The sequence below is a fragment of the Citrobacter sp. H12-3-2 genome (assembly GCF_009649895.1).
In the GTDB taxonomy this organism is placed as follows: Bacteria; Pseudomonadota; Gammaproteobacteria; order Enterobacterales; family Enterobacteriaceae; genus Citrobacter; species Citrobacter portucalensis.
Map to the genome: position 1 here is coordinate 4,700,646 of NZ_CP045837.1, position 12,472 is coordinate 4,713,117.

Below are 12,472 nucleotides of genomic sequence, written 5' to 3' on the forward strand. Positions count from 1 at the left end.
CTTAATGTTTAGTCGCTACTCTTGGCGCTACGATTAAAGACAGGCTCACATTATGCAATCCTTACAACTCCAGTCTAAACCCGCCTTTAGCTGGAAAGCCCTGGGTTGGGCGCTCCTCTATTTTTGGTTTTTTTCCTCATTACTGCAGGCCGTTATCTATTTTAGTGGCTACAGCGGATCTACCGGTTTACGCGACTCCTTGCTGTTTAGTTCGCTGTGGTTGATTCCGGTATTCTTATTTCCAAACCGTATCCGCATTATTGCTGCAGTGATAGGCGTGGTGTTATGGGCGGCCTCGCTGGCTGCTCTGAGCTATTACGTCATCTACGGGCAAGAGTTCTCGCAAAGCGTTCTGTACGTAATGTTTGAAACCAATGCGAACGAAGCCAGCGAATATCTGAGCCAATATTTCAGCCTGAAGATTGTCTTAATTGCGCTGGCCTATACAGCTGTGGCAATTCTGCTATGGACACGTCTGCGTCCTGTGCATATTCCATCATCCTGGCGCTATCTGGTGTCGTTTGCACTGTTATACGGATTGATTCTGCATCCGATGACAGTGAACACATTTATCAAACATAAGCCGTTTGAAAAAACGTTGGATGGTCTCGCTTCACGCATGGAGCCTGCCGCACCGTGGCAGTTCATCTCCGGGTATTATCAGTATCGTCAGCAGTTGACCGCGCTGAACAGCCTGCTGAATGAGAACAATGCCCTGCCGCCGCTGGCCAACTTTAAAGACAACTCCGGTGATGCGCCGCGTACGCTGGTACTGGTGATTGGCGAGTCAACGCAACGTGGCCGCATGAGCCTGTACGGTTACCCACGCGAAACAACGCCTGAACTGGATGCGCTGCATAAATCCGATCCTAACTTCACCGTGTTCAATAATGTCGTGACCTCACGTCCGTACACCATTGAAATCCTGCAGCAGGCGCTGACCTTTGCCAACGAGAAGAACCCAGATCTGTATCTGACTCAGCCGTCCCTGATGAACATGATGAAACAGGCAGGTTATAAAACCTTCTGGATCACCAATCAGCAGACGATGACCGCCCGCAACACCATGCTGACGGTGTTCTCTAAGCAGACGGATAAACAGTTCTATATGAACCAGCAGCGTACCCAAAGTGCGCGCGAATATGACAGCAACGTGCTGGCGCCATTTAAAGAAGTACTGGCTGACCCTGCACCGAAAAAGTTCATCATCGTTCACCTGCTGGGTACGCATATTAAGTACAAATTCCGTTACCCGGATGGTCAGGGTAAGTTCGACAATAATATCGACAATGTGCCCGCTGGCCTGAGTAACGATGAGCTGGAAGCTTACAACGATTACGACAGCGCGAATGTCTACAATGACCATATCATTGCCAGTCTGATCAAAGACTATAAAGCGACTGATCCGAACGGCTTCCTGCTGTACTTTTCCGATCATGGGGAAGAGGTATACGATACGCCGCCGCATAAAACGCAGGGTCGTAATGAAGACAACCCAACGCGCCATATGTATACGGTGCCGTTCCTGCTGTGGACCTCGGAAAAATGGCAGGCTGCACACCCGCGTGACTTCTCACAGGATGTGAATCGTAAATACAGCAGCTCAGAGCTTATCCACACATGGTCTGATTTAGCGGGCTTCACCTATGATGGTTTCGATCCAACTCGTGCCATTACCAGCCCGCAGTTCAAAGAGACGACCCGCTGGATTGGCAACCCGTACAAAAAGAATGCCCTGATTGATTACGATACCCTGCCTTACGGCGATCAAATCGGTAATCAGTAACAGTCTGCCGGATGCGCTACGCTTATCCGGCCTACAGCTCGCAAAGACTTGTAGGCCGGATAAGGCATTAGCCGCCATCCGGCAATAATCACTTGAGGGCGATTGTTTTCAACGTTACTGTTTCCCTGTCTGCTGCCTGCAAGGGATTAACATGTATCACGACATCAGCCACCTGCTCTCTCGCCTGATCAACAGCCCCACACCGCTGCGGCAGATTTACTTTGCCAGCACCAGTAGCTCAACGCCGGAACTGGCGTATCAGGTCGATTTTCCCCGACTGGAGATTGTGCTGGAAGGTGAATTCACCGATAACGGTGTTGCTGGCGCATCCGCGACGTTACAGCCTTGCGATGCCTTGTTCGTTCCGGCTGGTGGCTGGAACTTTCCACAGTGGCTCACACCGGTGACCACGCTCAGTATCTTATTTGGCAAACAGCAACTGGGTTTTAGCATCGTTCAGTGGGACGGTAAGCAATATCAAAACCTTACCCGCCAGCACGTCGCGCGGCGTGGACCGCGTGTTGGCTCATTCCTGCTGCAAACGCTCAATGAAATGCAGATGCAGCCGCAGGAGCAGCAAACCGCCAGGCTAATCGTTGCAAGCTTACTGAGCCACTGCCGCGATCTGCTCGGCAGCCAGATCCAAACCGCATCACGCAGCCAGGCGCTTTTCGAAGCCATTCGCAACTATATTGACGAACGCTACGCTTCACCGCTCACCCGAGAATCCGTCGCGCAGGCGTTCTACATCTCACCCAATTATCTTTCCCACCTTTTTCAAAAAACGGGCGCTATCGGGTTTAACGAATACCTGAACCACACGCGACTGGAACACGCAAAAACGCTGTTGAAGGGTTACGAATTGAAGATTAAAGAGGTGGCGCACATTTGTGGGTTTGTTGACAGCAACTACTTCTGCCGCCTGTTTCGCAAAAATACCGAACGTTCACCATCAGAATACCGTCGGCAGTACCACAGCCAATTGACGGAGAAAGAAGCTAATCCAGAGTAAGATGTGTGTGCTGTGGCGCTGAAAGCAGCTTTCGTACGGCGCTCATCACCCGCTGCGGCTCACGCAGAAATGCGCTAATGCCCGACTGAACGTATCGGCTCTGCGTAAAACGCTCTGCTCCTGCCAGTTCAATATCAGTAATGAGCAACACCACATCAGCGCGGTTAATATCCTCTTCCATCAGGCGATTTTCGGTTCCCAATGCCCCTTGAGTTTCGATCTTGATGCTCCATTTTTCCTGCTGGCAGAGTTTCTCCAGCCGCTCAGCTGCCATATAGGTATGGGCCACGCCGCTTACGCACGCGGTGACAGCAACCAGATATCGTACAGGTGCGATGGTCATACTATCCTCCTACTGTTACCTGAAATCCGGCGCATTCTGCCATCTTACGTATAATATCCACCTCTTGCGCCGTCGGTACGGGCACTTCTTTCATCAACCAGGGTAAACCGAGCAGGCTGTATTTGGGCTCGCCATATTGATGAAACGGTAGCAGGTGTACCTGTTTTATGCCTAGTGATGACAACATCGTCAACACATGCTGCGTGTTATCTGAATTCATCGTAAAGCCCGGAGTCAGCGGCAGGCGAGGTATGACATTAACCCCTTCCTCCACCAATAGCCGTAAATTCGCCAGTACACGCGGTAGGTTCATGTTGATGACCTCACGAGCCAGATCTCCATCCATTATTTTGAGGTCGAACAACACCTCATCACACTCTTTTGCCAGCGATAACAAGCGACCGGCCGGCGCATCGCCAGCCGTTTCAATTGCACAGCGCACATCCCAGCGCCGCAGACGTTGCAGGAACCGTGTGGCAAAGGGCGCTTGCATCAGCACTTCACCGCCGGAAAGCGTTACCCCCCCACCAGAAGAACGAAAGAAAATATCATCTTTCATCACTTCACGTTCCAGATCGTCCAACGTGATATCACGACCAATACGTTCAAATGCCCCAGAGGGACACTCGTCGGCATCACGCAGACAGGGTGTACAGTGCAGACACTTACTCTCCCGCCGTACCGTTTCAATACGTGGCGAGAGTGATTCCGGGTTAGCACACCAAGGGCAGGTATGCGGACAGCCTTTAAAAAAGACGACCGTACGAATACCCTGCCCATCATTCAGTGAGTAACGCTGAATGTTGAATATACGCGCGACTTCCTCGCCACGAGGGTCAATTACCTCACAGTTGATGCGCGGTGCGGCGAATGATGTCATCCTGGATCTCCTTCGACAACTCGACAAAGAAGGCGCTGTAACCCGCCACGCGCACCACCAGCCCGGTGAAATCCTGCGGGCGCTGCTGCGCTTCGCACAATGTGTCGGCATTCACCACGTTAAACTGGATATGCTGGAGTTTGAGCTGGGTAAATGCCCGCAGAAAATCCGCCAGCTTGCGTAAACCGGCCTCACCTTCCAGTGTGGCTGGCGTAAACTTCACGTTCAGCAACGTCCCATTGGAAAGCAGTGTGTTATCCAGCTTGCTGACCGACTTCAATACCGCCGTCGGTCCTTGCATATCCTGTCCCAGCATCGGCGACAGCCCCCCATCTGCCAGTTGCTCCCCGGCTAAGCGGCCATCCGGTGTTGCCCCAACGACCGAACCCAGCGGCACGTGTGCAGAGACGGTATACGAACCCGGCGTAAATTGCCCGCCGCGCGGATTCTGGTATTTCTCTACCTCTTTGCAGTAATGACGTAGCAGTTCGGCGCTAATGTTATCTACATCATCGATATCGTTGCCGTATTTTTCGAAGCGATTGATCAGCCTGGCGCGAACTTTCTCGCCTTCCGGGGTAGCAAAGTTATCTTTTAGCACCGACAAAAGTTCATCAAAAGATAAGCGCTGTTGTTCGAATACCAGCCCATTGAGCGCATGCAGCGAATCGCTCAGGTTTGCAATACCGATCCCCTGTACGCCGGAGAAGTTATAACGCGCACCGCCGTCGGTAATATCGCACCCTTTATCCAGACAGTCGCTAATAAACGAGGAGAGCAGCGGCACCGGCGCCCAGTCGCGGTGACCGATATCGCAGATATTACTGCCCTCCACCATCAACGTGATGTAGTGGCTGATTTTGGCACGAATATGCGCCAGGAGATCGTCGTACGTCAGAGTGCGGTTGCCTTCGTTCTCATGCAGACAAATTTCCATCACTTTCAGCAGATTAAACATAGCGATATCGTGCAAACCGTATGTTCTGCCTGGAATAGACAGCTCGACACAGCCTACTACCGCGTAATCCCGCGCATCTTCCAGCGAAACACCGCGATTCAGAAACGCGGGCACCACCACTTCATCGTTAAAGATTTGCGGGATGCCGGTACCAAGACGAATGGTCTGTGCTGTTTTCATCAGGAACGGTGTATCGATCAATGCATTCGTGCGCACACCGAGGTTTGGTTGTGGTAGCTGTACGTTCTGATACGCATCAAGACAGAGGAAAGACAATACATTTACCGCACTACGACCATTCTCCGTCAATCCCCCCAGTAGCGCGGTGTAGCCTGTTGGGAAGCCAGCGAAGTAGCGCGCACTGCTGGTGGATCGCAGCAGTACGATGTCATTACATTTCACCCATAGGGATTCGAGGATCTCTTGTAAGAATGCTGGGTCTTCCCCCTGCGTCAGCGAAGCCTGATAAAACGGCAGCATATACTGGTCGAAGCGTCCAAGTGAAAGAGAACTGGCGTTGGATTCATATTGCAAAATAATGTTCATGTACCAGAACAGCTGACATGCCTGCCAGAAGGTTTGCGGCTTGCTTTGGGCGTTATGCCGAGAGTTTTCAGCAATCGTCAGTAATTCCTGGCGTCGCTGCGCATCCGGGCAGCTTTCCGCCATCTTCTCTGCCAGCATAGCGTAACGCAGAATATGGTTTTGCGAAGCCTCAAGCAGCAGCAGCGCAGCCTGATAAAAGTGATTCTCCGGCTGCTGCAGACAATGCGCTCGCATCTGCGCTACCAGTTCGCCAAGCCCATGATTCAACAGGCGTGGATAATCAATAATGATATGTCCCTGACCTTTGTCAGTCTGGTTAATGCTAAAAATCTGGGTACTGACGGCAGCTTTAACCTCATCGGTCATCTGACCGTTGATGAAATCTTTCATCGACCGCTTTTCCCAGTACGGATACAGCACATCGCGATAGAGATGTTTATCCTCTTCGCTGATGTCAAAACGGTCCTGCGGACGGGTTGGAAACTGCTCCAGCTCTTTAAGCAGCCAGTAAGGATCCATTTCCGGTGACATAATGCCCGCACGCGGTTTAACAGTACGGTTTCCGGCAATCAGTTCCTCATCACGAATCGAAATCTCAACGTGCTCAAGAATATATGCGGTGGCTTTCGCCCGACGCAGAATAACCGGCTCTCCCTCCGTCTGCTGGTGGCTGGCGGTATATAACAGCGCACGTTCAAGCGAAATTTCACGGTTGTTCTGAAACAGAGCGGTTTTTAAACGTTGGATACGGTTCGTCATGAGGAACTCCTGCGGGAATAGTTGCCTGATGGCGCTACGCTTATCAGGCCTACGCATCTGTAGGCCGGATAAGGCGAAGCCGCCATCCGGCAAACAAACGGTTAAGCGGTTTGCGCCAGATGCGCGCCAATCTTGTTCATGATGGCGTCGGCACGTTTCACTGCATCGCTGATGTTGACGCGAACGATAGTTTTGCCCGCAAAACGTTCTTCAAATTTAATACCAATGTCCTTGGTCAGAATGACCATGTCGGCTTCCGCCACATCCGCCGCGGTCAGTTCGTTTTCCAGACCGATCGAACCCTGAGTCTCAACCTTTACTTGCCAACCTTTAGCTTTAGCGGCGCTTTCCAGCGCTTCGGCTGCCATATAGGTGTGGGCAACGCCAGAAGGACATGCGGTTACTGCGATAATCTTGGTCATGACTCATTCCTCACTTAATTCATTTCAAAATCTAAATCCAGGTCATCTTCTTTCTGATCGACCTGAGACACTTTTTTCCGCGCCAGACTTTTCAGTACGTTAACGCACACGGCGGTCACTACAGCACCAACGGCAACAGCCGCGATATAACCCAGTTTTCCTTCCACTACAGGCAGAACAATCAGTCCGCCCCAGCCGGCATAACACTGCGCACCAAACAGGGCGGCGGTTACCGTGCCACAGGCGGAACCCACCATAATCGATGGAATGACACGCAGCGGATCGGCTGCAGCAAACGGAATCGCGCCTTCCGTTACGCCAACGCAGCCCATTACCAGCGCAGCTTTACCGGCTTCGCGTTCTTCAGAAGAGAAATTCTTACGACCAATCAGCGTCGCTAAACCTAAACCCAGCGGCGGCACGCAGATCCCTACTGCGGCGATTGCCACGACGGTATAAACCCCCTGCGCCACGCAAATCAGCATGAATGCGTAGGCAACTTTGTTAATTGGCCCTCCCATATCGAAGGCCAACATCAGTCCCATAATTACCGCCAGCAGCACAATGCTGCCCTGCTGCATACCCTGCAGCCACTCGGTCAGGCTAGTAGTTAACGCGCCAACAGGCTCCCCCAGCCCCCACATCATGATACCTGCGGTGATAAAAGTGCCGACGATGGGAATAACGAAGATAGGCATTACCGAACGCAACACCTTATGTACGGGGATCTTCTTCAGATAATGGACAACGATACCGCCAATAATCCCAGCAATTAATGCGCCAAAGAAACCTGCACCGAAGCTGTTTCCCACCCATGCGCCAATCGCACAAGGGGCCAGAGCAGAACGTTCAGCGATGGAATAGCCGATATAAGCAGCAAGAAATGGCACCATCAAAGTCAACCCGGCGACGCCAATATCAAACAGCTTTTTAAGATTAGGATCGGTCGCAGCATCCGGTACCGCGCCTTTGCCATACAGCATGACGGAGACAGCCAGCAAAATACCGCCCGCTACGACGAAGGGGATCATATGCGAAACACCGGTCATCAGGTGCTGACGAGTATTTTTCAGGATTTGTACCAACTCTTTCATAAGTCGCTCCCGGGCTGCCTAAAGCCCATATCCATAAACTTGTTGCGGAAAACAATAGGCAATCTGACGCGACGCAAACAGTGGATAAAAAGGCCATTTGCTGGACTTTTGTAATATCAGTACAAAAATGCGATCCGCCTCATAACTTGCAGTTTCTCGGAATTTATAGTGGATACGCTGACTTGTGAGGGATGTCTCACTTTGATAGTTACATTACATTTATCCAGTTTTTGGCAGATTTGTCACATGGCAGGCTCAGGCGTTGCCCTTTTATCCTGTAGCGAGAAATCGTTATGGGAGATGAGGCTATGGCCCTGATTGTGGAATTTACCTGTGAGCTACCCAATGGCGTACATGCACGCCCGGCAAGCCACATAGAAACGCAGTGCAACACCTTTACCTCACACATTGAGTGGCACAACCTGCGTACCGAACGTAAGGGCAACGCTAAGAGCGCACTATCGTTGATTGGCACCGATACTCTGGCGGGTGATAGCTGCCAGTTGCTGATTTCCGGTACAGATGAACAGGCAGCCCACCAGCATCTGAGCCAATGGTTACGAAATGAATTTCCGCACTGCGATGCACCGCTAGCGGAAGCCAAAAACAACGAGCTGGAGCCACTTCCGGCATCGCTCACCCATTTAAATCCACAGCTTTTCCGCGCTCGCACCGTCTGCAGCGGCAGCGCAGGGGGCGTTCTGAGTCTGCTTTCTTCGCTGGATCTTAACGCGCTCAGTAACCTTCCATCCGCTCAAGATATTGAAACCGAGCAAGCGGCACTGGATAACGGTTTAACGCTGTTGATGAAAAATATTGAGTTTCGATTACTCGACAGCGACGGCGCTACCAGTGCGATTCTGGAAGCACACCGCTCGCTGGCAAGCGACCTCTCACTGCGCCAGCACCTGCTCGCCGGCGTATCACGCGGGTTAAGCTGCGCCCAGGCGGTTGTCGAAAGTGCCGGACATTTTTGTGATGAATTCGCCCGTTCAAGCAGCAGTTATTTACAGGAGCGTGCACTGGATGTACGCGATGTTTGCTTCCAGCTTCTGCAGCAAATTTATGGGGAACAGCGCTTCCCTGCACCGGGAAAACTGACCCAGCCTACGGTTTGCATGGCGGATGAGCTAACACCGAGCCAGTTCCTCGAACTGGACAAAACATTGCTGAAAGGCTTGCTGTTAAAAAGCGGTGGTACTACGTCACACACGGTGATTCTCGCCCGGTCATTCAACATCCCTACGCTGGTTGGCGTAGATATTGAATCTTTGATGCCATGGCTACAGCAAACGGTTTATATCGATGGTAACGCAGGAGCAGTCGTCGTTGCCCCTGATGAATCCATCGTACGTTATTATCAGCAAGAAGCCCGTATCCAGGATGCCATTCGGGAACAGCAACGTATCTGGCTGACCCAGGAGGCACGCACGGCTGATGGCATCCGTATGGAAGTCGCCGCCAACATCGCCCACTCCGTGGAAGCACAAGCAGCCTTTAGTAACGGTGCGGAAGCGGTTGGCCTGTTCCGTACGGAAATGCTGTATATGGACCGTACCTGCGCCCCGGATGAGAACGAACTATACAACATTTTCTGCCAGGCGCTGGAACCCGCAAAGGGACGCAGCATTATTGTACGCACCATGGATATCGGCGGTGATAAACCCGTTGATTATCTGAATATTCCTGCTGAGACCAACCCATTTCTCGGTTATCGCGCGGTGCGTATTTATGAAGAATATGCCACGTTGTTTACTACGCAACTGCGATCGATCCTGCGCGCCTCAGCGCACGGTAGCCTGAAAATCATGATCCCAATGATCTCCTCGATGGAAGAGATCCTGTGGGTCAAAGAGAAACTGGCAGAAGCCAAGCAGCAACTGCGAAGTGAACACATTCCGTTTGATGAGAAGATCCAGCTCGGTATTATGCTGGAGGTTCCGTCTGTGATGTTCATCATTGACCAATGCTGTGAAGAGATTGATTTCTTTAGTATTGGTAGCAATGACCTGACGCAATACCTGCTGGCGGTCGACCGCGACAACGCCAAAGTTACCCGCCACTACAACAGCCTGAATCCGGCTTTCCTGCGCGCGCTGGATTACGCCGTACAGGCAGTACATCGGCAGGGGAAATGGATTGGCCTGTGCGGCGAACTGGGTGCCAAAGGTTCGGTGCTGCCATTGCTGGTGGGACTGGGTCTGGACGAGATCAGTATGAGCGCTCCCTCCATTCCCGCCGCCAAAGCGCGGATGGCGCAACTCGACAGCCGTGCCTGCCGTCAATTGCTGAATCAAGCGATGGCTTGTCGAACCTCGCTGGAGGTCGAACATCTGCTGGCTCAGTTCCGCATGACCCAACAGGATACACCTCTGGTTACCGCCGAATGCATCACACTGGACAGCGACTGGCGCAGTAAAGAAGAGGTAATCAAAGGGATGACCGATAACCTCCTGCTGGCAGGCCGTTGCCGCTATCCACGTAAACTGGAAGCAGACCTGTGGGCGCGCGAAGCCGTCTTCTCTACCGGATTAGGTTTTAGCTTCGCCATTCCACACAGCAAATCCGAACATATTGAGCAGTCCACCATCAGCGTAGCGCGCCTGCAAGCGCCGGTACGTTGGGGTGATGATGATGCACAGTTCATTATTATGCTGACGCTCAACAAACATGCCGCTGGCGATCAGCATATGCGTATTTTCTCGCGTCTGGCGCGCCGCATTATGCATGAAGAATTCCGTAACGCGCTGGTTAGTGCCGCCTCAGCCGACGCTATCGCCAGCCTGTTGCAACATGAACTTGAACTTTAAAGAGGATGTTTTTGTATGGAACTTTACCTTGATACCGCCAACGTCGCGGAAGTTGAACGTCTGGCACGCATCTTCCCTATCGCGGGTGTTACCACCAACCCAAGCATTGTGGCGGCAAGCAAAGAATCTATCTGGGATGTACTGCCACGCCTGCAAAACGCCATCGGCGAAGAGGGTATTTTGTTTGCCCAAACCATGAGCCGAGACGCACAGGGCATGGTGGAAGAAGCCAAACGCCTGAGCAACGCGGTGCCTGGTCTGGTAGTGAAAATCCCGGTGACATCCGAAGGTCTGGCCGCGATTAAGATGCTGAAAAAAGAGGGTATCACCACGCTGGGAACCGCCGTATACAGTGCATCTCAGGGGCTACTGGCTGCGCTGGCAGGAGCTAAATATATCGCGCCTTACGTTAACCGTATCGACGCACAGGGCGGCGACGGGATTCGCACAGTACAGGAACTGCAAACGTTACTGGAGCTGCATGCGCCAAACAGCATGGTACTGGCAGCCAGCTTTAAAACCCCGCGTCAGGCGCTGGATTGCTTACTGGCAGGATGTGAAGCTATCACCCTGCCATTAGACGTAGCGCAACAAATGCTCAATACCCCTGCGGTAGAGTCAGCAATAGAGAAGTTTGAGCAGGACTGGAACAACGCATTTGGTCACATCAACCTGTGAGGGAAATAAAGTATGGATCGCATTATTCAATCACCTGGTAAGTACATCCAGGGTGCCGATGTTATTACCCGTCTTGGCAGCTACCTCAAACCACTGGCAGAACGCTGGCTGGTCGTTGGGGACAAGTTTGTCTTAGGCTTTGCCCAGGACGCACTGGAAAAAAGCTTTCAGGATGCCGGACTGGCGCTGGAAATTGCACCGTTTGGCGGCGAATGTTCACAAAACGAAATCGACCGTCTGCGCGGCGTAGCGGAAAAAGCGCAGTGTGGCGCAGTACTTGGTATTGGCGGCGGGAAAACGCTGGATACCGCCAAAGCGCTGGCGCACTTTATGGGCGTGCCTGTCGCCATTGCCCCAACCATCGCCTCTACCGATGCGCCGTGCAGCGCGCTGTCCGTCATTTACACCGATGCCGGTGAATTCGATCGCTATCTGCTGCTGCCCAACAACCCGGACAGGGTCATTGTGGATACCAAAATTGTCGCGGGCGCACCGGCGCGTCTGTTAGCTGCGGGTATTGGCGATGCGCTGGCAACCTGGTTCGAAGCACGTGCTTGTTCACGCAGCGGCGCAACCACCATGGCGGGCGGTCAGTGTACTCAGGCGGCGCTGGCGCTGGCAGAGCTGTGCTTTAATACGCTAATCGAAGAAGGTGAAAAAGCGATGCTGGCAGCCGAGCAGCACGTGGTTACACCAGCACTGGAGCGCGTTATTGAAGCCAACACCTATCTGAGTGGCGTCGGTTTTGAAAGCGGTGGCCTGGCAGCGGCTCACGCCATTCATAACGGTCTGACCGCAATCCCGGATGCGCATCACTACTACCACGGCGAGAAAGTGGCTTTCGGTACGCTGACACAGCTGGTGCTGGAAAACGCGCCAGTTGATGAAATTGAAACCGTTGCCGCGCTGTGTCATTCCGTTGGCCTGCCGATTACCCTGGCGCAACTGGACATCAAACAGGATATCCCGGCGAAAATGCGCATTGTGGCTGAGGCAGCCTGTGCAGAAGGCGAAACCATCCACAACATGCCTGGCGGCGCAACTCCGGACCAGGTGTATGCCGCCCTGCTGGTGGCTGACCAGTACGGTCAACGTTACCTGCAAGAGTGGGAATAACCTGCCAATAAAAAATCCCCGCAATCGCGGGGATTTTTTTATTCATACTATGCCGGATACGCACAAGC

Annotated in this window: 10 protein-coding genes; 5 read left to right on the forward strand and 5 right to left on the reverse strand. The window is 52.6% G+C overall.

The features are described from left to right. The first annotated feature begins 52 nt into the window (after positions 1-52). Both GHC22_RS22320 and GHC22_RS22325 read left to right on the forward strand, forming a co-directional pair. Positions 53-1,786: a phosphoethanolamine transferase CptA gene (locus GHC22_RS22320; protein ID WP_153753912.1), complete on the forward strand. Its 1,734-nt coding sequence runs from the start codon at positions 53-55 to the stop codon at positions 1,784-1,786. A gap of 151 nt (positions 1,787-1,937) precedes the next feature. Then, entirely contained in the window at positions 1,938-2,798 is an 861-nt protein-coding gene (locus GHC22_RS22325; RefSeq protein ID WP_153753913.1) for a helix-turn-helix transcriptional regulator, read from the forward strand. On the opposite strand, the gene GHC22_RS22330 is transcribed toward GHC22_RS22325, so the two are convergent. The 5 genes from GHC22_RS22330 to GHC22_RS22350 all read right to left on the reverse strand — a co-directional run bounded on the left by GHC22_RS22330 (position 2,785) and on the right by GHC22_RS22350 (position 7,800). Beyond that, positions 2,785-3,141, reverse strand: coding sequence for a PTS fructose-like transporter subunit IIB (locus tag GHC22_RS22330; RefSeq protein WP_048215171.1), 357 nt, complete (start codon positions 3,139-3,141; stop codon positions 2,785-2,787). The genes GHC22_RS22325 and GHC22_RS22330 overlap by 14 nt on opposite strands. Before the next feature lies 1 nt (position 3,142). Then, positions 3,143-4,021 carry a [formate-C-acetyltransferase]-activating enzyme gene (locus GHC22_RS22335; RefSeq protein ID WP_153753914.1) on the reverse strand — a complete coding sequence of 293 codons (879 nt, stop codon included), beginning with the start codon at positions 4,019-4,021 and terminating at the stop codon, positions 3,143-3,145. Next, positions 3,987-6,284 (reverse strand): formate C-acetyltransferase, encoded by a 2,298-nt coding sequence (locus GHC22_RS22340; protein ID WP_153753915.1) that lies wholly within the window; start codon positions 6,282-6,284, stop codon positions 3,987-3,989. The genes GHC22_RS22335 and GHC22_RS22340 overlap by 35 nt, the downstream gene beginning before the upstream one ends. 101 nt (positions 6,285-6,385) lie before the next feature. Beyond that, complete coding sequence (locus tag GHC22_RS22345; protein ID WP_003825151.1) at positions 6,386-6,706, reverse strand: PTS fructose-like transporter subunit IIB; 321 nt, start codon at positions 6,704-6,706, stop codon at positions 6,386-6,388. 14 nt (positions 6,707-6,720) lie between these two features. Further along, a complete protein-coding gene (locus GHC22_RS22350; protein WP_003825153.1) occupies positions 6,721-7,800 on the reverse strand; it encodes a PTS fructose transporter subunit EIIC in 1,080 nt (359 codons plus the stop codon). Between the two features lie 308 nt (positions 7,801-8,108). Here GHC22_RS22350 and ptsP point away from each other — a divergent pair, with 308 nt between their 5' ends. The 3 genes from ptsP to GHC22_RS22365 are packed head-to-tail and all read left to right on the forward strand — an operon-like array spanning position 8,109 to position 12,404. Then, positions 8,109-10,610, forward strand: a complete 2,502-nt coding sequence (gene ptsP / locus GHC22_RS22355; RefSeq protein WP_048227754.1) for a phosphoenolpyruvate--protein phosphotransferase — start codon at positions 8,109-8,111, stop codon at positions 10,608-10,610. Positions 10,611-10,625: 15 nt separating this feature from the next. After that, on the forward strand, positions 10,626-11,288 hold the full coding sequence (fsa, locus tag GHC22_RS22360) for a fructose-6-phosphate aldolase (protein ID WP_003825157.1): 663 nt from the start codon (positions 10,626-10,628) through the stop codon (positions 11,286-11,288). A gap of 12 nt (positions 11,289-11,300) precedes the next feature. Then, complete coding sequence (locus GHC22_RS22365) at positions 11,301-12,404, forward strand: glycerol dehydrogenase (protein ID WP_153753916.1); 1,104 nt, start codon at positions 11,301-11,303, stop codon at positions 12,402-12,404. Positions 12,405-12,472: the final 68 nt, after the last annotated feature.